20 protein-coding genes and 1 tRNA gene are annotated in these 22,187 nt (G+C 73.2%); 14 read left to right on the top strand and 7 right to left on the bottom strand.

Annotated elements, in window-relative coordinates; translation table 11 throughout:
• Positions 1-55: 55 nt before the first annotated feature.
• Positions 56-1,186 carry an ROK family transcriptional regulator gene (locus tag ABCS02_RS30790; RefSeq protein WP_345839546.1) on the top strand — a complete coding sequence of 377 codons (1,131 nt, stop codon included), beginning with the start codon at positions 56-58 and terminating at the stop codon, positions 1,184-1,186.
• On the top strand, positions 1,186-1,668 hold the full coding sequence (locus tag ABCS02_RS30785; protein ID WP_345839517.1) for a hypothetical protein: 483 nt from the start codon (positions 1,186-1,188) through the stop codon (positions 1,666-1,668). The genes ABCS02_RS30790 and ABCS02_RS30785 overlap by 1 nt, the downstream gene beginning before the upstream one ends.
• A 14-nt stretch (positions 1,669-1,682) precedes the next feature.
• On the opposite strand, the gene ABCS02_RS30780 is transcribed toward ABCS02_RS30785, so the two are convergent.
• Positions 1,683-2,822, bottom strand: a complete 1,140-nt coding sequence (locus ABCS02_RS30780) for an ROK family transcriptional regulator (protein ID WP_345839516.1) — start codon at positions 2,820-2,822, stop codon at positions 1,683-1,685.
• 78 nt (positions 2,823-2,900) lie between these two features.
• On the opposite strand from ABCS02_RS30780, the gene ABCS02_RS30775 reads away from it, so the two are divergent.
• Complete coding sequence (locus ABCS02_RS30775) at positions 2,901-3,434, top strand: isochorismatase family protein (protein WP_345839515.1); 534 nt, start codon at positions 2,901-2,903, stop codon at positions 3,432-3,434.
• Here the strand turns inward: ABCS02_RS30775 and ABCS02_RS30770 are convergent.
• The 4 genes from ABCS02_RS30770 to ABCS02_RS30755 all read right to left on the bottom strand — a co-directional run bounded on the left by ABCS02_RS30770 (position 3,431) and on the right by ABCS02_RS30755 (position 9,156).
• On the bottom strand, positions 3,431-6,832 hold the full coding sequence (locus ABCS02_RS30770; protein WP_345839514.1) for an SbcC/MukB-like Walker B domain-containing protein: 3,402 nt from the start codon (positions 6,830-6,832) through the stop codon (positions 3,431-3,433). The two genes, ABCS02_RS30775 and ABCS02_RS30770, sit on opposite strands and share 4 nt — an antisense overlap.
• Positions 6,829-7,509 (bottom strand): DUF4194 domain-containing protein, encoded by a 681-nt coding sequence (locus tag ABCS02_RS30765; protein ID WP_345839513.1) that lies wholly within the window; start codon positions 7,507-7,509, stop codon positions 6,829-6,831. Before ABCS02_RS30765 ends, ABCS02_RS30770 begins: the two co-directional genes overlap by 4 nt.
• Positions 7,506-9,008, bottom strand: a complete 1,503-nt coding sequence (locus tag ABCS02_RS30760; protein WP_345839512.1) for a DUF3375 family protein — start codon at positions 9,006-9,008, stop codon at positions 7,506-7,508. Before ABCS02_RS30760 ends, ABCS02_RS30765 begins: the two co-directional genes overlap by 4 nt.
• A gap of 71 nt (positions 9,009-9,079) precedes the next feature.
• A tRNA-Met gene (locus ABCS02_RS30755) sits at positions 9,080-9,156 on the bottom strand.
• Between the two features lie 122 nt (positions 9,157-9,278).
• Here ABCS02_RS30755 and ABCS02_RS30750 point away from each other — a divergent pair.
• Genes ABCS02_RS30750 through ABCS02_RS30720 form a run of 7 tightly spaced genes read left to right on the top strand, consistent with a single transcriptional unit; the run spans position 9,279 to position 15,203 of the window.
• The gene (locus ABCS02_RS30750; RefSeq protein WP_345839511.1) at positions 9,279-10,346 is read left to right on the top strand and encodes a response regulator; all 1,068 of its coding nucleotides are present in this window, start codon (positions 9,279-9,281) and stop codon (positions 10,344-10,346) included.
• Positions 10,343-11,353 (top strand): ATP-grasp domain-containing protein, encoded by a 1,011-nt coding sequence (locus ABCS02_RS30745; protein WP_345839510.1) that lies wholly within the window; start codon positions 10,343-10,345, stop codon positions 11,351-11,353. The genes ABCS02_RS30750 and ABCS02_RS30745 overlap by 4 nt, the downstream gene beginning before the upstream one ends.
• Positions 11,350-12,090: a PHP domain-containing protein gene (locus tag ABCS02_RS30740; RefSeq protein ID WP_345839509.1), complete on the top strand. Its 741-nt coding sequence runs from the start codon at positions 11,350-11,352 to the stop codon at positions 12,088-12,090. The genes ABCS02_RS30745 and ABCS02_RS30740 overlap by 4 nt, the downstream gene beginning before the upstream one ends.
• Positions 12,087-12,242 (top strand): hypothetical protein, encoded by a 156-nt coding sequence (locus tag ABCS02_RS30735; protein WP_345839508.1) that lies wholly within the window; start codon positions 12,087-12,089, stop codon positions 12,240-12,242. The genes ABCS02_RS30740 and ABCS02_RS30735 overlap by 4 nt, the downstream gene beginning before the upstream one ends.
• Positions 12,239-12,625 carry a response regulator gene (locus tag ABCS02_RS30730; protein ID WP_345839507.1) on the top strand — a complete coding sequence of 129 codons (387 nt, stop codon included), beginning with the start codon at positions 12,239-12,241 and terminating at the stop codon, positions 12,623-12,625. The genes ABCS02_RS30735 and ABCS02_RS30730 overlap by 4 nt, the downstream gene beginning before the upstream one ends.
• Entirely contained in the window at positions 12,622-14,400 is a 1,779-nt protein-coding gene (locus ABCS02_RS30725) for an ATP-binding protein (RefSeq protein WP_345839506.1), read from the top strand. The genes ABCS02_RS30730 and ABCS02_RS30725 overlap by 4 nt, the downstream gene beginning before the upstream one ends.
• Complete coding sequence (locus ABCS02_RS30720) at positions 14,397-15,203, top strand: carbon-nitrogen hydrolase family protein (RefSeq protein WP_345839505.1); 807 nt, start codon at positions 14,397-14,399, stop codon at positions 15,201-15,203. The genes ABCS02_RS30725 and ABCS02_RS30720 overlap by 4 nt, the downstream gene beginning before the upstream one ends.
• Before the next feature lie 10 nt (positions 15,204-15,213).
• Here the strand turns inward: ABCS02_RS30720 and ABCS02_RS30715 are convergent, their stop codons facing one another.
• Positions 15,214-16,410 carry a pyridoxal phosphate-dependent aminotransferase gene (locus ABCS02_RS30715; RefSeq protein WP_345839504.1) on the bottom strand — a complete coding sequence of 399 codons (1,197 nt, stop codon included), beginning with the start codon at positions 16,408-16,410 and terminating at the stop codon, positions 15,214-15,216.
• Between the two features lie 148 nt (positions 16,411-16,558).
• On the opposite strand from ABCS02_RS30715, the gene ABCS02_RS30710 reads away from it, so the two are divergent.
• The 4 genes from ABCS02_RS30710 (at position 16,559) to ABCS02_RS30695 (ending at position 21,194) form a co-directional block, all read left to right on the top strand.
• The gene (locus ABCS02_RS30710) at positions 16,559-18,334 is read left to right on the top strand and encodes a trypsin-like peptidase domain-containing protein (protein ID WP_345839503.1); all 1,776 of its coding nucleotides are present in this window, start codon (positions 16,559-16,561) and stop codon (positions 18,332-18,334) included.
• Positions 18,335-18,455: 121 nt separating this feature from the next.
• Positions 18,456-19,499 carry a glycosyltransferase family 2 protein gene (locus ABCS02_RS30705; protein WP_345839502.1) on the top strand — a complete coding sequence of 348 codons (1,044 nt, stop codon included), beginning with the start codon at positions 18,456-18,458 and terminating at the stop codon, positions 19,497-19,499.
• Between the two features lie 2 nt (positions 19,500-19,501).
• On the top strand, positions 19,502-20,320 hold the full coding sequence (locus tag ABCS02_RS30700; RefSeq protein WP_345839501.1) for a CDP-alcohol phosphatidyltransferase family protein: 819 nt from the start codon (positions 19,502-19,504) through the stop codon (positions 20,318-20,320).
• Positions 20,313-21,194: a glycosyltransferase gene (locus tag ABCS02_RS30695; RefSeq protein ID WP_345839500.1), complete on the top strand. Its 882-nt coding sequence runs from the start codon at positions 20,313-20,315 to the stop codon at positions 21,192-21,194. The genes ABCS02_RS30700 and ABCS02_RS30695 overlap by 8 nt, the downstream gene beginning before the upstream one ends.
• Here ABCS02_RS30695 and ABCS02_RS30690 read toward each other — a convergent pair.
• Positions 21,191-22,171, bottom strand: coding sequence for a hypothetical protein (locus tag ABCS02_RS30690; RefSeq protein WP_345839499.1), 981 nt, complete (start codon positions 22,169-22,171; stop codon positions 21,191-21,193). The genes ABCS02_RS30695 and ABCS02_RS30690 overlap by 4 nt on opposite strands.
• Between the last annotated feature and the right edge of the window lie 16 nt (positions 22,172-22,187).

Genomic DNA, 22,187 nt, shown 5'->3' with positions numbered 1-22,187 from the left:
TGCAGCGCGGCGTTCCGGCCCCTCCGGTCGGCGCCCGGCCGGCGTCGACGGCGCGATGGTCCCCGGCCGTGCGCTCCGTCCGCGCGCGAAGGTGCTTCCCGAGCACGCGCGCAACCACAACCGCTCGCTGGTGCTGCAGTCGCTCTACCGGAACGGGCGCGCGAGTCGCGCCGACCTGGCGAGGGAGACCGGCCTCACGCGCGTCACGATCTCCGACCTGGTCGCCGAGCTGATCGCGGAGGGCCTCGTGGTCGAGCTCGGCCAGCGCGACGACGCCCGCCCGGGGAAGCCGGCCGTGCTGCTGGACGTGAACCGCGCCGCCACCCAGATCGTCGGCGTCGACCTCAGCGAGCACGCCGAGTTCCGCGGCGCGGTGCTCGACATCGACGGCGCGGTCCTGCGCTCGGCCTCGGTCGAGCTGGCCGGCAGCCGCGGCGAGGAGGCCGTGGCCAAGGTGCTCGCGCTGGTCGACCAGCTGATGGCCACCGCGACCGCTCCCATCCTCGGCATCGGCGTCGGCTCGCCCGGCATCGTGGACGCGACCGGCACGGTCGTCGCCGCCCCCAACCTCGGCTGGACGGACGAGCCGCTACAGCGGCGCCTCGCCGAGCGGACGGGCCTGGCGGTGTTCGTCGCGAACGACGCGAACGTGGCGGTGCTCGCCGAGCACGGCTTCGCCGACGCGCAGGGCGACATGATGCTGGTGAAGGTCGGCCACGGCGTCGGCTCCGGCCTCCTGGTCGCCGGCGCCCTGGTCTTCGGCAGCCGCTTCGCCGCGGGGGAGATCGGCCAGGTGATGGTCGGCACCGACGACGGCGCCCAGGGGCCCTACGACCGCGAGAAGTGCCTGGAGGCGTGGCTGGCGGTCCCGCGCCTGGAGGCGAAGGTGGCCGCGGCCGCGACGGCGGGGGAGCCGGTCGAGCCCGTGCTGCGCCAGGCCGGCCAGCGCCTCGGCGTCGCCCTCGCACCGATCGTCGGAGCGCTCAACCTGTCGGAGGTGGTCCTGAGCGGCCCCGACGAACTGCTCGCCGGCACGCTCCTCGACGCGGTGCGCGAGACGCTGCAGAACCGCACGATGGCCGGTTTCCACTCGGACGTCACCATCGGGATGACCAGCCAGGGCCGCGACATCGTCCTCCGCGGCTGCGTGGTCATGGTGCTGTCGGCCCAGCTCGGGGTCTCCTGATGACCCTGGTCGCGGAGACCCGGGCGCCGGACGACACGTCCGCCGGCTTCCGCTTCGCCCCGGGCGTGCGCGAGGAGCTCCCGGCCTTCCGCACGCGCTGCACGGTGGTCCGCCTTGCCAGCCTCGACAACGAGCGCCTCGGCGTCCCGCGCTGGTACACGCTGGCCGAGGCCTGGACGCAGCCCGGCTCGCCCGAAGACGTCCTCTGGTCGCGCAACCCGGTCATCGACGTGGACAGGGACGACCCGCCCGAGCCCGTGCTCGCGACGGGCGCGCCGGTGATCGTCCTCGGAGCGGGGTTCGGGACGCTGCCGTGGCAGCGCGCCGTCGTGGACGCGGTGCGGGCGCTGGCGGCGCGGGTGCTGGTCGTGGAGCTGGGGGCGGTGGTGGTGCCGGGGTACGCGGACATCGCGACCGGCGGGTACGGGCGGGTGGAGGGGGAGCGGCTACTCCGGCTGCTGTGCGGCGTCGGCGAGGACTGAAGCGGCTCCGTCCCTCACCGCGCCCAGCTCACCCCCAGCGTCGCCTGCAGCGCGTACTGCGCCGCCCCGCGGAACGGCTGCTCCTGCGCCGTCTTCGCGTACCGGAAGCTGAGCGGCATCGCCGCGCGGACGGGGTGGCGGGCCGCCTCCGCGCGCACGTGGCCGATGAAGTCCGGCCCGAGCTTCGGCGCCGCGCCCCCGAGGACGACGTTCGGCACGTCGAGGGCCGCGCCCACCATCAGCAGCGCGCGGGCCAGCGCGCGGGCGCCGGCGGCGATGCGCACACGGGACTCGGGGAGCGCGGCCAGCGCGGCGACGTCGACCGCCTCCAGGTCGGCGCCGTGGGGGAGGCCGAGGAGGCTCGTCACCGAGACCACCTCTTCCAGGCAGCCGCGGTTGCCGCAGGCGCACAGCGGCGCGTCGTCGCCGAACAGCACGGGGACGTGGCCGATCTCGCCCGCGCGGTGGGTCGCCCCCTGCAGCACGTCGCCGTCGACGATGACTGCGGCGCCGACGCCCGTGCTGAGCGAGACGAAGAGCTGGTTGGCGCCGAACTCCTCGGAGATCGCGTAGTCGGCGATGGCCTCCGCGTCCGCGTCGTTGACCAGGTGGACGGGGGCGGAGACGACGCCGGCGAGCTCGCGGCCGAGGTCGACGTCCACCCAGCCGAGCTGCACGCTCTCGCGGATCAGGTCGGCGTCCACGATCCCGGGGACCTGGACCGCCACGGCGACCACCCGGGCCGTCGTCGCGCCCGCGAGGCGGCGGACGATCGCGCGCACGTCCTCCACCGTCGCGGTCGCGGTGGTGCGGTGGGCGACGGACTGCACCACGTCGCCGAGGAGGTCGACCACGGCGCCGCGGACGAGCCCGGGCTGGACGATGACGGACAGCAGCACGTTGCGGGAGGCGTCGACGCGCAGCGTGGTCGCGCGCTTGCCGCCGGTGCTCTCGGCGAGGCTGCCCTCCAGGACCAGGCCGTCGGCGATGAGGCCGGCCAGCAGGGAGGACACGGTCGCCGAGGTGAGGCCGGTGCGGCGTGCGATGCCGGCCCGGGTGGCCAGGCCCTCGCCGGACAGCACGAGCTGCAGCGCGCTGGTCAGGTTGCGCTCGCGCACGGCGGACTGCGTCGCCTTGCCGTGATCGTCAGCCACAGTCCTCCTCGCGGCGCGCGCCTCTCGTGGTGGCCCCCCGGTTTACGACCATAGCGAATGCGGCGCATGATGGACCGCATGGGATATGGCCTGATCCTCGTCGACGTCCAGCGCAACATGCTGGAGGGCGAGAGCGCCGTCGAGGGCGCCGCGGAGTTCCGGGGTGTGCTCGCCGACCTGCTGGACGCGGCACGGGACGCGGACGCCGCGATCGTGCACGTGAAGAACGACGGACGCCGCGGCGACCCCGACGAGCCGGGCACCCCGGGCTGGGAGCTCGTCTTCGCGCCGCTGCCCGGGGAGCCGGTCATCCGCAAGGACGCGGCGAACGCCTTCGAGTCCAACCCGGCGCTGGCGGACGTGCTGCGGGCGATGGGCGTCGACACCCTGGTCGTGGCCGGCCTGCAGAGCGAGTACTGCGTGCAGGCGACCGCGATCGGCGCGCTGGAGCGCGGCTTCGACGTGATCGTCCCGGCCGGGGCGCACTGGACCTACGACCACGGGGAGCCGGCGGCCGACATCGTGGAGCGCGTCACGCTCGACCTCATCGCGGCCGGGGTGGAGGTCCCGGAGCTGGACGAGGTGACCTTCGGCCAGAGCGCATTCGGCTAGAGCGCTGCGATCCGCTCGCCCTCCAGAGCCTCCCGGATGCTGAGCGAGTAGATCCGCGACAGTCCCGGCCGCGCGGGGTCGCCCGTGACGTACGCCACCGACTCCACGTGCTCCTCGAAGGCGTTCACCTTGTCGCGCGGGGCGCCGACGATGAGCTGGAAGCCGAGCCCGCGGAACGCCGCCAGCGCGCGCCCGGTGTACTCGTTGTCCGCCTTCACGAAGCCCTCGTCGAGGATGATCGGGGCGTAGGTGGGGGTGGCGTCCGTCCCGTCGCCCAGCCGGTACCGCAGCGCGGCGCCGAGCACGAACGCGATGAGCTCCTGACCCTCGCCGCCGGACTTGCCGGCGACGCCCTCGTGGACGATCTGCGTACCGTCGGCGCGGGTCTCGATCGCTCGGAACTGGTAGTGCTCGCGCGCGTCGAGCACGCGGCGCCGCCACGCCTCGCCCGCCCGGGAGCGCTCCTCCAGCCGGGACAGGTCGCGGCGGAGGTCGAGGAAGTCGCGCTCGATCGCCGCGGCGTCCCTCCTGTCGCCTCCGGCCGCGGTCGCGGTGTGCTTGCGCAGCGTGCGCGTGAACTCGTGGAGGTCGCTGTTGGACACCGCCCGCGGGTCGATGTCGAGCGTCGATCCCTCCCGGAACTCGATCCCGCGCAGCGCGTTCGAGATCGGGCGGACGCCGCGGCGGATGGCGTGGCCGTCCTCCTCGATCTGGGTGAGCAGGGCGCGCAGGCTGTCGCCCATGCTCGCGCCGGCCTTGACCAGCCAGTCGGCCTTCGCGCGCGGGAGGTCGTCCTCCACGAGCACCCGGTGGATGGCCTGCACGGCGGGGAGGCTGTCGATGCTCGCGTCGATCTCGGCGCCGGGGTCGAGGTCGCGGTAGCGCTCGAAGGTCACGACCAGGAGCTGCTCGTAGTGCTCGACGTTCTGCTGGTGGGCGTCGATCTGGTCGCGCAGCGCCGCGAGCGCCTCGGCGTAGCGGCGGTCGACGTCGGCCGGCTCCCGCGGCGCCGCGAACGGCAGCGTGCCGAGCAGTAGGCGCTCCTCCGCGGTCAGCGCGCTGTTGTCCTCCAGGGCGTCGGCGACGCTGTCCTCGATGTCGATGAGGTCGGCGTGCTGCGACTCCAGCTCGTCCACACGCGTCTGGAGGGCGGCGCCGCGCTTGGCGGCGTCGATGCGCTCGCGGTCGTGGCGCTCGGCCTCCTCCTGCAGGGCAGCCGCCTCGGGGTGCGTGACGGAGACGTCGGCGAGCTGGGCGGCGAGCTCGGCGACGCGCGCGGCGTGCGAGGCGACCTCGATGGCCTCCCATTCGATCGCGCGGACCGCGCCGAGGGCCTCGCTGCGGCGGCGGGCGTCGCCGTGCGCGGCCTCCGCGCGGTCGGACTCGGCGCGGGCGTCCGCCAGCTCGGCCTCCAGGGCGGCGATGCGGGACGCGAGCTCGTGGATGCGCGGGGTGTTGTCCAGGCCGATCCAGGAGGCGGTGCGGCGGTCGTCCTTCACGACCCGGCCGCGTGCGGCCGAGCGCATGCCGGAGCGGGTGACCGCGCCGGAGACGCCGGCCGGCCGCGGCGCGTCCAGCTCCTCGGGGGACTCGACGCAGAGCACGCTGCGGTCGGCCACCAGCTCGTCGTGCAGCCAGCCCCAGAACGGGCTGGCGTCGTCGAACTGGAGGAGGCCGGGCACGGTCCGGTAGATCGGATCGAGTGCGGGCGCACGACCGGCGATCGCGGGCACCAGCACGACCCGGCCGCGCATGTCGGCCTCGTTCACGTAGCGGCGGACGGCGTCGAAGCTGCGCTCGTCCACGAGGAGGTGCGTCGCGACCTCGCCGAGCACGGACTCCACCGCACGGCTCCAGTCCCGGCGGCCCGCGGCGACCTCGAACAGCTCGCCCGCGTACGGGAGGTCTTCGGGAGACAGTCCCGCCCCTTCGGCGATCCGGCGACGGCGCTCATCCGCATCGGCGGGGACATTGCTGCGGCGCTGCTCGAACGACCGCTTCTCGGCGGTTGCGGCGGCGATGGCCTTCTTCGCCGCGTCGACGCGGCCGGCCAGCTCGTAGCGGTGCGCCTGCTGCTCGTCGTCGGCGGTGACCGCGGCGAGCAGCGACTCGGCCTCGCGCTGCAGCTCGGCCAGCTGGTCGGCGGACTCCGGGGCGGTCAGGCCCGCGCGGGCGAACAGGGCGTCGGCCGCCGCGCGCTCGCGGGTCTGCGCGGCGAGCACGCGCTCGGCGAACTCGTGCTCGCGGCGGAGAGCCACCGACGGGTCGCCGCCGGCCGCGGCGAGCCGCGCCTGGGCGTCCTGGTGCGCCCGGTGGGCCGCGCGCTCCGCGGTGTCGGCCTCGCGGCGCAGCGCCTCCTGCTCGCGCTTGCGGTCGCGCACCTCGTCCACCTGGCCGGACACCCAGTCACGGATGCGCTCGGCCAGCCAGACCCGAAGGCGCGGGTCGCTCTCGCCGTCGGCAGGGGAGAGCAGGCGGCGCTTGCCGGTCGCGTCCTCCGCCGCCGCCGCGTACTGCTCGGCGCGGGCCGGGACGTCGGCCAGGACCTCCAGCTTGCGGCGCGTGGTCTCGAACACGTCGTACAGCGCCGACGCCTCGCGGTAGCTGCTGAGGGTGGTCTCCCAGCGGGAGAGCGCGCGCGGCTCGGTGAGCACGAAGCTCTTGAAGAGCTCGTCGATGGAGAACACGCCCTTGGACGCCTGGGCGCGGCGCAGCAGGGTGAGCGCCTTCAGCTGCGACTCGTCGCTGCCGCCGATGCCGAGCTCCTCGCAGAGCCGCACGCGCAGCTCGGGCTGCGAGGAGGTGACCAGGTCGCGCTCCGGGTGCACCAGCCGGGCGAGGGAGGCGCGGGTGAGCGGCGACGAGCTGCCCGGCTCCTGCACGAGCTCGTTGAGCCTGCCGAGCGGGAACTCGCCGTGCGCGAGCAGGTACACGGTGGCGGTGGTGACCTCGTCCTGCGTTGAGGTGTCCGGCCCGATCCACGCCAGGCGCGCGGCGGTGATCGTCTCGCCGAGCTCGGTGCGCCAGGTGATCGCGGCGCCGCTCGGGAAGGCTGTCCCGAGCGGGCGGAGGAAGTGCGTGGTGGTGGTGTCGGAGCCGACGTCCTTCACCTCGTCGGTCTTGCCGCGGGCGTAGCTATAGACCGTGCGCTCGGAGCGCTGCCGGGAGTCGTCGCGCGCCGCGCGGTTGAACTCCTGCGGGTTCGGCATGATGACGGCCGACATCGCGTCGAGCACGGTCGACTTGCCGCGCCCGGTCGGGCCGAGGATGGCGATGCCGCCGCGGCCGACCGGCATCCGGTGCAGGCCCTCGTAGCTTCCCCAGTTGAGGAGCTGGACGAGCTCGATGCGGAACTGGCCGCGGCGCAGCAGGCCGTCGTCGGCGGGCAGGTCGGTCACTCGGCGGCCTCCTCGGCGGCGGTGGTGTCGGCGGCGGTCTCGGCGGGCGCGCCTGCGCCCTCCAGGAACAGCCGCTCCAGGTGGAGCAGCTCGGCGGTCCCGATCAGCGGCACGACGGCGGGCGAGACCAGGAAGAGGTCGGGGTCGTCCGGAGCGGGCGTCAGCAACTCAAGCCGGTCGAGGGCGGCGATCGCGGCCCGGATGCGGCGGTCCACGCGCACCTCGTCGTGGGCGGAGTCGCCCTGGAACCGGCCGAGGAACTCCGCGATGTGGTCCCGGGTGACGGTGACCGGCTCGTCCTGCGCGTCGGTGTAGGCGTGCTCCTGACGCAGCAGCACGAGCAGCAGCGAGGCGTCGCGCGACAGCGGTTTCTCGCGGCGCAGCAGCACGGGAACGCCGTCCTCGCCGTTCTGCCGCTTGAAGGCGACCTCGTGCTCGCGGTCGAGGTGCAGGGTCAGGAACAGCTCGCCGAGCCGGGCGCGGATGTCGTCCTCATGGTCGAGGAGGCCGCGCCAGGCGTCCGGCTGCTTGGCGCGGGTGATGAACCGGCTCGTCAGCAGGGTGACGAGGGCCGTGCGGGCCTCGCGGGGGAGGGCGCCGGAGGGCTGGTCGCCGAAGGCGTCGGCCTCCTCGACACCTCCACTGCCGATCGGGTCCTGTTCGAGCGTGTCCGTCATCGGTCCTCCGCCTCCGTCTCGAGCGCGTCCCGTCCGAAGACGAGCAGCGGCATGGTCACTTCGCGGTCGCCGTCGGCCAGCTCCAGCGGCACGGTCTGGACGCCCTCCGCCACGGCGTCGTGCTCCGCTCCGAGCTCGATGAGGCTCACGGCCAGTCCGAGCCGGCGGAACTCCGGCGGGGTCTCCGCGTACACGTCGGCGCCCGTCACGGTCTCCGCACGCGCGAGCAGCGCGTCGATCGTCTCGCGCACCGCTGCCGCGCTCGTTCCCACGGCGAGCCGGAGCGCCTCCCGCTCGTGGTCGGGCAGCGGGTCGTCGTTCTCGGTGATCGTCACGCCGACCTCCGGGCGGCCGCGGTCGCGCCAGAGCTGCGTCTGGGTCACGTCCACGAGATCCCAGCCGCCGATGCCGAGCACGTCGCCGTCGACCAGCACAGGGCCGGGGCGGCGCTCCGTCCACAGTGCGCCGGCGTCGAGCGCGCGGGCGGCCAGGGAGAGCAGCCGGGCGTGCCGGTCGGAGCCGCTGCGGCTGAGGAACCGGCGCAGCGAGGAGGTCCAGCGCACGTAGGTCTCCTGGACCGTCTGCTCCTCGGCGAGCAGCGAGGTGATCAGGGTTTCGAGCTGGGCGCGCTGCCGCTCGGTCAGCTCGGCGCCGGGGCGGGACAGCACGCGGTCGATGTCGGCGCGCATCCCGTCCAGCTGGCGGGAGGACAGCATCCCCGCGAACCCGCGGTAGGCGCGGCCCTCCGGCGTCTGCTCCAGCAGGTCGTTGTCGCGCAGGAAGCGGTCGACGAGCTCGCCCTTGCCGACGTGCTGCGAGGACGCGGCGCGCGCGACCTCGCGGTGGCGCTGCTCGACCATCGCGCCGAGCTGGCGGAAGTCCTCCGGCAGCGTGGCGGTGAGCCGGAGCACCTCGCGGAGCTGGCGGGCGACCGTCTCGGGGGAGGCCGCGACCGCTCCGTCTCGCGCGATGGCGTCGCGGCGCGCCTGCAGCTCGGCGATCTCCCGGTCGAGGCGTTCGAGCTGGGACTCGGCGGTGGGGTCGGTGAGCGCGGCGAGGTGGTGGACGGCGTGCGCGATGCTCGCGAAGCGCGCCTCCGACACCGCGCTGTCCGGCTCCGCCAGCTCGCGGACGATCCGCAGCGCCTGGAGGGCGTATTGCGAGAGCCGGTAGCGCGCGCGGCCCTCGCCGGCGCCCGCGCGGGTGCGGACCAGCCAGCGGCTGTCCACCCAGCTCCGGCAGTACTCGACCGGCGACGTGCGCGAGGTCTCGGCGTCCGCCGGCGGCTCGCCGTCCTCCTCGCGGTCGTCGTCCAGCGCGTCGAGCGCCTCGGCGACCTTCTGGTGGAACCAGTCGGCCGAGACCGTGCCGTCGGCGTCTTCGAGGTGGCGCGAGAAGAGCGGGAGGACCCAGCGGCCGTTGTAGCTGCGCAGCAGCGCCCAGGTGGGATGCTCCTCCCAGACCGCCGCGACACGGCCGGCGTCGAGAGCCTCGTCCACTCGTCCTCCGGAATGCACTGCAGACAAAAAGCGGCCCGGACCTGGGGATTTCTCCTCAAGTCCGGGCCAGTTGGTTGCGGGGGCAGGATTTGAACCTACGACCTCTGGGTTATGAGCCCAGCGAGCTACCGAGCTGCTCCACCCCGCGGCACAAGAAATTACTCTAGCACGGGGTCGGGGCAGTGCGAAATCGGCTGCGGCCCCGGGCGAGTCCGGATCGCGTAGACCGGTCGTCCCAGTAGAGTTCTGGCAGGACCCGGAGGACGGCGAATGGCGAACCCTGCCCAGAAGTACCGCGTGTGCGTGATCGAGGACGATCCGGACGTCGCGTTCTACATGAAGACGGTGCTCGAGAAGCGTGCCGACGCGCAGGTCGTCGCCGTGACGGACCCCTCCATCGCCCTCGACACCATCGCGGCGTTCGACCCCGATGTGGTGATCACCGACATCGAGATGCCCGGCATCTCGGGCATCGACCTCCTGCGCGAGCTGCGCGGCCGCCACCCGGGGATGCCCGTCGTCGTGATGACCGCGCACGTCTCGGTCGACTACGCGGTCTCCGCCCTGCGCGCCCAGGCCGACGAGTTCCTCACCAAGCCGATCGCCTCCTCCGAACTGGTCGCCATCGTCGGGCGGCTCGCGGAGGAGGGCCGCGCCAAGCGCGCCGCCAGCCAGCAGCAGGTGGTCCTCGCGATCGGCGCGCACCCGGACGACGTCGAGATCGGCGTCGGCGGCATCCTCTCCGCGCACCGCGATGCCGGCAACCAGGTGGTCATCCTCACCCTCTCCCGCGGCGCCCGCGGCGGCGACGTGGACGACCGCCAGCACGAGTCGCTCGCGGCGGCGGAGCTGCTCGGCGCCCGGCTGTTCCTGGAGGACCTGGAGGACACCCGGATCTCGGCGGCCGACCCCACCGTGGGCATCATCGAGCGCGTCGTCGCCGAGGTGAAGCCGGACATCGTCTACACCCACTCCGCGCACGACCGCCACCAGGACCACCGGGCCGTGCACGCCGCCGTCGTCGTCGCGACCCGTGACGTGCGCACCGTGTGCTGCTTCCAGAGCCCGTCGGCGACCATCGACTTCCGGCCCACCCGGTTCGTGCCGATCGACGGCTTCACGGAGTCCAAGCTGCGGCTCATCGACTGCTTCCGCTCGCAGACCGAGCAGCGCGCGTACATGGAGCACGACTTCGTGCTCGCCACCGCGCGGTATTGGTCGCGGTTCGGCGGCGGCACGAACTGCGAGCCGCTGGAGGTGATGCGCGACACGGCCGACATCTCGGTGCCGCCCGCGAGCATCCACACCGACGCCCGGATCAGAAGGAACCTCGAATGACCCGGAGCACCACCCGCGTCCTCGTCACCGGAGCCGGGGGACCGGCCGGGATCGCCGTGATCCGCTCGCTGCTGAAGCGCGACGACGTCGAGGTGCTCGCCGCGGACATGGACGGCTGGGCGAGCGGGCTGTACCTGGTGCCCGAGCCGGCCCGCCGGATCGTGCCACCGGGAAGATCGCCGCAGTTCGTGGACGACGTCATCGCGCTGTGCGCCGCCGACGGCGTCGGCGTGCTGTTCTCGACGGTGGACGTCGAACTGCCCGGTCTCGCGGCGCGGCGGGACGAGCTGGCCGCCGTCGGCACGGCCCTCGCCTCGCCGAGCCACGAGACGCTCGTGACCTGCCTCGACAAGTACCGGCTCGCACAGGCTGTGGCCGGCCACGCGCGCCTCCCGGAGACCCGGCTGCTCGACCGCGACGGCGTGGGCGCGGAGTGGGTCTTCCCGGTGATCGTCAAGCCGCGCAGCGGCGCCGGCTCGCGCGGCGTCCGCCTCATCGCCGACCGCGCGGCGCTGGAGGCGCTGGGCGAGGACCGCAGCGTCATCATCCAGGAGAACCTCCCGGGCGAGGAGTTCTCGGTGGACGTGCTCGCCGGGCTCGACGGCAACGTCATCGCCGCCGTCCCGCGCTCCCGGGAGCGGGTCGACTCCGGGGTCTCGATCGCCGGCCGCACGGTCCGCAGGGCCGAGCTGTCGGAGACCGCGGCGGACGTGGCGCGCGCCATCGGCCTGACCGGGGTCGCCAACGTCCAGCTCCGCTACAGCAGCGACGGCGTCCCCGCCCTGCTGGAGGTCAACCCGCGCTTCCCCGGCGCCATGCCGCTGACGATCGCCGCCGGCGTCGACATGCCGTCGCTGCTGCTCGACCTGGTGCTCGGCCGTCCCGTGCCGTCCGCCGTGGACTTCGCCGAGCTGGCCAACGTGCGCTTCCTGGAGGACGTCTTCCTCGACCCGGGCGACGTGCTCGTGTCCGAGAACGCCGTCCACGCCGAAGGGCCGGAGGAGTGACAGGGCCGAGCCCTCTTCTGCTGGGCGACTACCACGTCCACTCGATCTTCTCCGACGACGCCCGCAGCACGCTCGCGGAGAACATCGCGGCCGCGCACCGGGCCGGACTGCGGACCCTGCGGCTGACCGACCACGTGCGCGCCTCCACCGCCTGGGTGCCCGAGTTCGTCGCCGCGGTCGCCGCCGAGCCGGTGCCCGACGGCCTCACGGTGCTCACCGGCGTGGAGGCCAAGCTGCTCGACGTCACGGGCGCCGTCGACATGCCCGCCGGCCTCATCGTCGGCGTCGGGGGCGTCGACGCCGTCGTCATCGGTGACCACCAGTTCCCCGGGACGGACGGGCCGTGGTCGCCCGAGGCCACCCGGGAGCGGCGCGCGGCCGGCCTCTCGGCGGACGACGCCCTCGACCTGCTGATCGAGGCGAGCATCCGCGCGATGGAAGGCACACCGCACGCGCAACTCGCGCACTGGTTCTCCATCCTGCCGAAGGTCGGGCTCGCCGAGGAGCAGCTCGGCTCCTCCCGGCTGTCCGCCTGGGCCGCCGCGGCCGCGGCGACCGGCACGATCGTGGAGGTCAACGAGAAGTGGGCGTGCCCGGGCCCGGACGCCGTGCGCGCGCTGCGGGCGGCCGGAGCGCGTATCGTTGCCTCCACCGACAGTCATGACGCCGCCGACGTGGGCCGCTACGACCGGGTGGCGGCCGTGCTCGACGCCGCCGAACCGGAGGAGCAGGCATGAGCCCCGTCGACCTGACCCGCGTCCAGCGCGAGGAGCTGCAGCGCGAGCTCGACCGCAACCGCCGCTGGGAGCTGCGGCTGCCGGTCTACGGCGGCGTCGCCCTCCTGGTCATCGCCGCGATCGTCGTGGTGCGGGTGGTGTTCTTCTCGTGACCGCCAAGAGGGTCGTGATCGCCGACGACGACGCCGACATCCGCGGGCTCATGGTCATCGCCGCCAACCGCGCCGGGGTGGAGATCGTGGCCGCCGTCGACAACGGCCAGTCGGCGCTCGACGCCGTGAACGCCGGCGGCATCGACCTGGCGGTGCTCGACATCTCGATGCCGGGGCTCAACGGCGTGGAGGTCGCCGAGGCGATCCGCGGCGGCGAGCTGACCAGGAGCACGCTCATCCTCATGGTGTCGGCCTCCGTGCAGCTCCTCACCGACCACGGCATCGTCGCCGACCGCTCGGACAGCTTCATCATCAAACCGTTCAGCCCGCGGGTGCTCTCCGAGCGCATCCGCTCGATGCTCGGACTGGGAGAACCCGCATGACGGTCGACCGCTGGCTCAGCCGCATCCCGCTCGAATCGCCCTCCGTCTTCGTGAAGCTGGTGCCGACCCTGGTCGGCTACATCATCGCGCTGGGCCTGTCGCTCATCCCCGGGGTGGTGAGCGCGCACATCCCGCTCTTCGTCGCCGCCTCGGTGGCCGTGATGGTCGGCGCCTTCCTGCTGGCGATACTGGTGCCGTGGACGCGGATCGACGTGCACTGGAACGTCGTCGTGCCGCTGGTGGCGATGCTCTCGATCGGCCTGATGCGGATCGGCACCGGGGGCAGCACGTCGTCCATCGGCGTCATCCTGCTGCTGCCGTTCGTCTGGATCGCGACGGAGGAGGGTCGGCGCAACATCATCATCGCCGCGCTCGGCATCTTCGTGGTGCTGATCGGCCCGATCCTGGTCGATGTGGGCTCGACGAGTCCCGCCGACCTGATCCGTGCCTTCTTCTCTCCCGTCATCTACGCGATCGTCGCCGCGGTGGTCAACGAGATCGCCCACCGCTCGCGCAGGCAGCTGGAGGCGACCCGCGCAGCCGCGGAGCAACGCGAGGAGCTGCTCGCGCAGGCCGTGCGCACGCAGGACGAGCTGGTGCTCAACGAGGCCAGGCTGAAGACCGCGAACCGGCTCATCCAGAGCATCTGGAACGCCGTGACGGAGCAGTCCGTGATCGGCACCGACCTCGACGGCGTGATCGACGTCTGGAACCCGGGCGCCGAGAAGATGCTCGGGCTGACCGAGAAGCAGGTCGTCGGCGCCGACCGCAAGGTGATCGAGTTCCACCTCGTGAGTGAGCTGGAGGAGCGGCTGCGCGACATGGACGCGCGCTTCACGACGGTGGCGGGGATGGACGACTTCTCCGCTCTCGTCGACACCGTGCGGGCGGGCTACGCCGACGTGCGCGACTGGACCTACGTGCGCGCCGACGGCAAGCAGGTGCCCGTCCAGGTCGCCGCGACGCCCCGCCTGGATGAGAACGGCCACCGCGTCGGCTTCATCTTCGTCGCCACCGACATGACGCAGGCGCGGGAGTTCGCGCGCCTCAAGGACGAGTTCGTCGGCCTCATCTCGCACGAGCTGCGGACGCCGCTCAGCTCGATCCTCGGCTACCTGGAGCTGATGCGCGACGACGACGAGTCTCCGCTGTCGGACGAGCAGCTGCAGTACCTGGGCGTCGCCGAGCGCAACGCGCACCGGCTGCTGCGGCTGGTCGGCGACCTCCTGTTCACCGCCCAGGTGGAGTCCGGCCGGTTCCCGATCGACATCAAGGACGCGGAGCTGCGCGCGGTCGTCGCCGCCTCCGTCGAGTCGGCCACCCCGGTCGCCGCGACCGCCGGCGTCGAGCTGGTCTGCGACGTGCCGGACGAGCCGGTGGAGGTGCGCGGCGACACCGTCCGCCTCGGCCAGGCCGTCGACAACCTCGTCTCCAACGCGCTGAAGTTCACGCCGGTCGGCGGGAAGGTCACCGTCTCGCTGCGCCGCGAGGGGGATGAGGCGGTGGTGGCCGTGACCGACACCGGCATCGGCATCCCGGCGGTGGAGCTCAGCCAGCTCTCGCAACGGTTCTTCCGCGCCTCCACCGCGACGCGCAACGCGGTCCCGGGCGTCGGCCTCGGACTCACGATCACCAAGGCGATCGTCACCGCGCACGGCGGCCGGCTCGACATCGCGAGCGAGGAGGGTGTCGGCACCTCGATCAGCGTCCGGCTCCCGATCGAGACGCCGCTCCCGGTCGCGGAGGCGGTGCCCGGGGCGGAGGCGCGGCCGTGACCGGCGTCGGTGTCGCGGTGGCCCAGTTCACGCCGGGCGACGACCGGGTGCACAACCGGGACGTGGCGGCGGCCCTGATCGCCGTCGCGGCCGCGCGCGGGGCGCGGCTCGTCGTGCTGCCGGAGTACTCCTCCTACTTCACCGACCCGCTCGGTCCGTCCTTCGCGCGCAACGCGGAGCCGCTCGACGGGGAGTTCGTCCAGTCGCTCCAGGCCGCGGCGCGCGAGCACGAGGTGTACGTGATCGCCGGCCTCGTCGAGCAGTCCGGCGTGCACGACAAGTTCGCCAACACGCTCGTCGCGGTCGGCCCGGCCGGCGAGCGGCTCGCCATCTACCGCAAGCAGCACCTCTACGACGCGTTCGGCTCCCGGGAGTCCGACTGGGTGGTGCCCGGCGACCTCGCCCTGCCCGACGTGTTCGAGGTGGACGGCCTCCGGATCGGGATGCAGACCTGCTACGACCTGCGCTTCCCCGAGGTGACGCGCCGGCTGGCGGACGCGGGCGCCGAGCTGGTCGCCGTGCCGGCCGAGTGGGTGCGCGGGCCGCTCAAGGAGCAGCACTGGTCGACGCTGCTGGCCGCGCGCGCGATCGAGAACACCCTGTACGTCGCGGCGGCCGACCACACGCCGCCGATCGGCGTCGGCTCCAGCGCGATCATCGACCCGATGGGCGTCGTGCTCGCGGGGCTGGGGGAGACGACGGGCGTCGCCGTCGCGGAGGCGTCGGCCGAGCGCGTGCAGGAGGTCCGCCGGAGGAACCCGGCGCTCGCTCTGCGGCGCTACCGGGTGGAGCCGATCGACTGAGCGGCGCCGCTCAGCCGCCCAGCGCGGCCAGGCGCGCCGCGGCCTCCTCCAGCACCTCGACGCGCTTGCAGAACGCGAACCGCACCAGCGACGCGGTCCGCTGCGCGTAGTCGTCGCGGCAGAAGGCGGACAGCGGCACGGCGACCACCCCGGCGAGCTCGGGCAGCCGGCAGCAGAGCTCGACGGCGTCTGCATGCCCGAGCGGGGCGGCGTCCGCGACGACGAAGTAGGTGCCGTCGCTGCGGTGCACGTCGAACCCGGCCGCCCGCAATCCCGCCGACAGGACGTCGCGCTTGTGCGCCAGGGCGGCGGCGATCCCGGTGAAGAACGCGTCGGGGAGCGCGAGGCCGGCGGCCATGGCGGGCTGGAACGGCGCGCCGTTCACGTAGGTCAGGAACTGCTTCACGGCCAGGATCGCGGTCACGAGCTCCGCGGGCGCGGTCAGCCAGCCCACCTTCCAGCCGGTCGTGTTGAACGTCTTGCCGCCGGAGGAGATGGTGACCGTCCGCTCCCAGCCGCCCGGCAGTGTCGCGACCGGGATGTGCTGCGGCCCGAAGGCGAGGTGCTCGTAGACCTCGTCCGTGACAATGATCGCGTCGTGCCGGTGGGCGAGCTCGACGATCGTCATCAACGTCTCCCGGTCGAGGACCGCTCCGGTGGGGTTGTGCGGCGTGTTGACCAGGATGACCCGGGTGTGGTCGGTCACCGTCTCGCGCAGCCGGTCGAGGTCCGGCCGGAACGCGGGCGGCTCCAGCGGGACGGTGCGGTGCACCCCGCCGGCGAGGGAGATGACGGCGGCGTACTCGTCGTAGAACGGCTCGAACGTGACGACCTCGTCGCCCGGTTCGAGCAGCGCGAGCAGCGTCGCGGCGATGCCCTCCGTCGCGCCGGCGGTGACCAGCACCTCGCGGTCGGGGTCGACCTCCAGCCCGTAGAACCGCCGCTGGTGATTGGCGACGGCGTGCCGCAGCTCCGGGATGCCGATGCCCGGCGGGTACTGGTTCGCGCCGCCCCGGATGGCGTCGACCGCGGCGTCGAGCACGATGGCGGGGCCGTCCTCGTCGGGGAAGCCCTGCCCGAGGTTGATCGCACCGGTGCGCACGGCGAGTGCGCTCATCTCGGCGAAGATCGTCGGGCGGACGACGCCGTCCGCGCCCAGCAGTCCTGCGCCGCGCGCGGCGGCCCTCCATGCGCCGGAAACCGTCATGGATCCAACCTAGGGCCTCGCTCCCACCGCATCCATTCGTTACGTTGGGAGGAGTCATCGGGAGGCGGAAGGTCGCCCACAGGACCCGCAAATAGAACGCTCAGGTTGGCATCCCAAGCTGTCTAGTGCTTGGAAGGAGCACCACACCATGACCGACACCCCGATCACCCCGGAGCCCGCGAAGCCCCAGAACGACGCCGACGCCGACGCGGTCGTGGATGCCGGCGCGGCTCGTCCCGCCGAGACCCCCGCTGCGGCCCCCGCCCCGGCCGCGGAGCAGCCCGCTGCCCCGGCAGCCGAGCAGGCCGCGCAGCAGCCGGCCGCCCCGGTGGCCCAGCAGCCTGCCGCTCCGGCCGCGGACCACGGCTTGACCGCTCCGGCCGCCGCTCAGCCCTCGGCACAGCAGCCGACCGCCGAGCAGCCGACGGCGCAGCAGCCGACGGCCGAGCAGCCGACCGCGCAGCAGCCGACCGCGCCGCAGGGTCCCATCCCCGTCGCGAACCACACGCAGCCGACCCAGCCGGTCGCCCCGCAGCAGCCCTACGGCCAGCCCGCCGGCGCGCAGCAGCCGCAGCCGCAGCCGAACTACGGCAACGGCTCGTTCGGCCAGCCCCACGCCTACGCGCAGGCTCCCTACGCCCAGCAGCCCGGAGCCCAGCAGCCCTACGCCGCCGCGCCGGGCACCGGTGAGAAGGCGCCCCGCAAGCGCAACACCGGCCTCATCATCGCAACGCTCGCCATCGGCGCGCTCATCGGCGGCATCGCCGGGGCAGGCGCCGGGATCGGCCTCTACTCGGCCACCGGCAGCAACGCGACGATCAAGACGGTCTCCGGCCCGCAGAACATCACCGTCAACGACACGAACAACGCCACGACGGTGACCGCGGTCGCCGCCAAGGCATCGCCGAGCGTCGTCACCATCTCCGTCAGCGCCTCCAGCGAGGGCGGCACCGGCTCCGGCGTCGTGCTCAGCTCGGACGGCTACATCCTCACCAACACGCACGTCGTCACCCTCGACGGCGCCGCGTCGAACGTGAGCATCAGCGTCACCGACAACAACGGCAAGATCTACACCGCCAAGATCGTCGGCACCGACCCGACCACCGACCTCGCAGTCATCAAGCTCGACGGCGCCAGCGGGATGACCCCGATGAACTGGGCCGACTCCAGCAAGCTGAACGTCGGCGACACCACGGTCGCGATCGGCGCCCCGCTCGGACTCTCCGGCACCGTCACCGACGGCATCGTGAGCGCGCTGAACCGGTCGATCAGCATCGCGTCCTCCGCCGCTCCCAAGTCCAGCGACGGCTCGAACGGCGGCGGCAGCGGCGACGGCAGCTCGCAGAACCCGTTCAACTTCGACTTCCCGAACCAGGGCGGCGGCTCCTCGCAGAGCGGCACCCAGGGCACGATCTCGCTCCCGGTCATCCAGACGGACGCGTCGATCAACCCGGGCAACTCGGGCGGCGCCCTGCTCAACAGCAAGGGCGAGCTGATCGGCATCAACGTCGCGATCGCGAGCGCGGGCGGCAGCAGCTCCTCCGGCAGCCAGTCGGGCAGCATCGGCGTCGGCTTCTCGATCCCGTCGAACCTGGCGAAGCGCGTCTCCGACGAGCTGATCAAGAACGGCTCGGCGACCCACGGCCTCCTCGGGGCCTCGGTCGGCGACGCCAGCTCCGACAGCAAGGCGACCACCGTCGGCGCGTCGATCAAGTCGGTCACCTCCGGCGGAGCGGCGGCGAGCGCGGGCCTGCAGGCCGGCGACATCGTGGTCAACTTCAACGGCCTCCCGATCACGGACGCGACCGACCTGACCGCTCAGGTCCGGGCGCTCCCGGCCGGAGCCAAGGCCGACCTCACCTACATCCGGGGCGGCCAGTCCAAGACCACCTCGGTCACCCTGGGGTCGCTCCCGGCGAACTGACCCGGACCCCCTCGGAAGGCCGTCCCGCACCGCGGGGCGGCCTTCCGCGCGTCTCGGCGCCGACGGGTCGCCCAGGCGCCGGCTGATAAGCTCGGCGCGACCCGAACGACGAATGGATCAGATGCCGGACGACAACGTGAACACCCTCCCCGGTGTGTCCTACGTGATGCCCGTCCTCAACGAGGCGACCCACGTGCGGGCGGCGGTCGACAGCCTGCTGGCGCAGGACTACACCGGTCCGTTCGAGGTCACCATCGCCCTCGGCCCCAGCATCGACGGCACCACGGAGCTGGTCGCGGAGCTCGCCTCCGTCGACTCCCGCATCCGCGTCGTCGACAACGAGGTGGGCTCGACCCCGGCCGGGCTGAACCTGGCGATCCGCTCCTCGCAGTACCCGGTCGTCATCCGCGTCGACGCGCACAGCGTCCTGCCTCCGGACTACGCCCGCGTCGCGGTGGAGGCCATCCAGGAGACCGGCGCCGACAACGTCGGCGGCCTCATGGACGCCCAGGGCACCACGGCGTTCGAGCGCGCGGTCGCCCGCGCCTACGGCAGCCGGATCGGGCTCGGCGGCACCAAGCTCCACGTCGGAGGCGCGGCCGGCCCCGCCGAGACGGTGTACCTCGGCGTGTTCCGCCGCGACCGGCTGATGGAGGTCGGCCTCTTCGACGAGGAGATCAAGCGCGGCCAGGACTGGGAGCTCAACCGGCGCATCCGGCAGGCGGGAGGGACCGTCTGGTTCACGCCGCGCCTGCGCGTGGTCTACCGCCCGCGCCCCAACCTGTACCGGCTCGCCCGGCAGTTCTTCTCGACCGGCATCTGGCGCGGCGAGCTCGCGCGGCGCTTCCCGGCCTCCAACGGCGTGCGCTACTTCGCCCCGCCGGTGATGGTGCTCGGCGTCGCCCTCGGCGTGCTGCTCGGCCTCGGCGGTGTGCTACAGGCGCTGCTCGGCGCGACCCCGTGGCTGCTCTGGGCGTTCCTGGTCCCCGCGGCCTACCTGGTCATCGTGGTGGCGTCCGCGTTCGTCTGGGGACGTCGCGACGGCTTTTCGTCGTTCCTCTGGTTTCTCGTAGTCTTGCCGTGCATCCATTTCAGCTGGGGCATCGGGTTCATCCTCGGATACCTGTCGCTCACGCGGAACATCACGGCACACACCGGAAGGTAGGCATGACAGCAGCGGGACCGGCGGCGCACGGAGCGCGGCCAACGTCGATCGCCGAGCTCAGGGCCGTGGCGCAGCCGCCCGAGGTGCGCGGGCGCCGCAACGCCGAGCACTGGACCGCGTCGCTGTACCTGCGCAACCTGTCGCCGTACCTGACGTGGTTCCTGCTCAAGACCTCCATCTCGGCCAACGGCGTGACCGGCCTGATGATCCTGACCGGCTGGGCGACAGCGGCCAGCCTCCTCATCCCGGGGATCGGCGGCGCCGCGCTGGCGCTCGTCCTCGGCCAGCTGCAGATGCTGGTGGACTGCTGCGACGGCGAGGTGGCGCGCTGGCGCAACACGTCGTCCCCGGCCGGGATGTTCCTCGACAACGTCGGCCACTACACGACCGAGACGCTGATCGCGATCGCGCTCGGCGTCCGCGCCGCCGGCTTCCCGTTCGAGGCCCCGCAGGACTACCTCTGGACGAACCTCGGCACCCTGCTCGCCCTGATCATCGTGCTCAACAAGGCGCTCAACGACATGGTGCGGGTGGCGCGCGCCAGCGCGGGCCTGCCGAAGCTGGCCGACACGGAGGCCGCGTACGCGCCGACCCACGGCGTCGTCGCCACGCTGCGCAAGGGTGCCAAGTTCCTGCCGTTCCACCGGCTGTACCACTCGGTCGAACTGACCATCCTGATCTTCGTCTTCTCGATCGTCGGCCTGTTCATCGGCACGCCGCTCGCCGACCGCATCCTGCTGTCGATCCTGGTGCCGCTGGCGCTGCTGGCGGCGATCGGGCACTTCGTGGCGATCATGTCCTCCAAGCGGGTCCGTGGCTGACCCCACGGTCGGCGTCGTCGTGCTCACGCAGGGCACGCGGCCGGACGACCTGCTGCGCGGGGTGCGGTCGGTCCTCGCCCAGGACGGCGTGACCACCGACATCGTCGTGGTCGGCAACGGCTGGGACCCGGCGACGTCCGACCCGCCGCTGCCTCCCGGGGTGGCGACGCTGGCGCTGCCGGAGAACCTCGGCATCCCGGCCGGGCGCAACCGGGGCGTTCCGCGGGTGGCGGGGGAGTACCTGCTGTTCCTGGACGACGACGCCGACATCCCGTCGCCCGGCTTCCTGCGCGACGCGATCGGGCTGCTGCGCAGCGACCCCGGCATCGGGATGATCCAGCCCCGGCTGCGGGCGCGCGACGGCAAGCCGTCGCCGCGGAGGTGGATCCCGCGCATCCGCAAGGGCGACCCGGAGCAGTCGTCGGCTGTGTTCTCGGTGCTGGAGGCCGTGATCGTGCTCCCGCGCGAAGTGTTCGAGCGAGCGGGCGGCTGGGCCGATCCGTTCTTCTACGCCCACGAGGGCATCGAGCTCTCCTGGCGCGTCTGGGACCAGGGCAAGCGCGTCTGGTACGCGGGCGACCTGGTCGCCGAGCACCCGGCGGTATCGCCGACCCGCCACTCGTACTATTACCGGCTGAACGCCCGCAACCGCGTGTGGCTGGCCCGCCGCAACCTGCCCGCGGTGCTCGTCCCGCTCTACGTGGGCTCGTGGACGGGCATCCAGCTCCTGCGCTGGTTCCGGAAGCCGGACGTCCTGCGCGCGTGGTTCGGCGGCTGGCGCGAGGGCTGGAGCGCCGACCCGGGCGAGCGCAGGCCGATCCGCTGGCGCACGGTGCTGCGGATGACGGTCGCGGGGCGGCCGCCGGTCGTTTAGCGCTCGGACGGTGCCCGCGTGTCCGAGGGCTCGACGGCGGCTTGGCCGTCCCAGGCACCCACCGCCGTGGCGGCCTCGATGGCGGCCTGACCAGTCGGCGTCCCCGGCTCCACCGCCTGCACATCCTTCGCGCCGCGTCGCAGCGCACGCGTCGGAATCGCGCCGCGAAGCACCGACCCCGCCTGCACCACACGCCGTCCGGTGCTCGCGCCGAAACGCCGCACGGCTCCCGGCCCTTCCGCGGGCGTCAGCGCCTCCGGGATGACGAGCGGCGCCGCCCCGAACGCCAGCCGTGAGTTGGTCACGACGCGCCGGCCGAGGATGTGGTTGCCGGTCCCGCCGACGACCGCGCCGATGCCGAACGGGATCGCCCGCGCGACGATCGACGCCCCGCCGCGCACCGCGAACTGCCGGATGAAGACGTTCCGCAGCCGGTCGACGAGCGGCCCGACGACCATCGACGGCAACGTGGTCGTGACGAGCTCGCCCCAGTACGCCGTGCGGGTCACCCCGGTTCCGGCCACCTGTGCGGCGAGCTGGCGCACCAGGTCGGAGCCCTCGCGGCCGAGCATCATGGTGAGGACGAGGGCACGCGCACGCGCCGGGTCCTCCACCGCGATGCCGTGCAGCTCGCTGAGCGACTGCGCGTACAGAGCGGTGGCCTCCAGGAACGCGGCTGTCTCCAGCCCGGAGAGCGCCAGGGTCACGCCCGTGCCGATCGCGGGGATGACCGCGGTGGCGCCGACCGCCGCGCCGCCGGTGGTGACCGCCGCGAGATACCGCCGTTCGAGGATGGCGGCAAGCTCGCCGGCCGTCGCATCGGGGAACCGTCGCCGCAGCCCGCGCAGGTGCGCGAGGACCACAGGGCGCTGGATGCCGAGGAAGCGGTCGAGGGTGTTGTCGACGGCGCGCGGGGTGTCGCCACCGCGGGGCGGACCGCCGGTCGGGGAGACGATGGGCTCGGGTCGCTTGGTCATCTTTACCGAGTGTATG

The sequence above is a fragment of the Microbacterium sp. X-17 genome, assembly GCF_039615055.1.
This window is presented reverse-complemented; position numbering and strand designations above follow the sequence as displayed.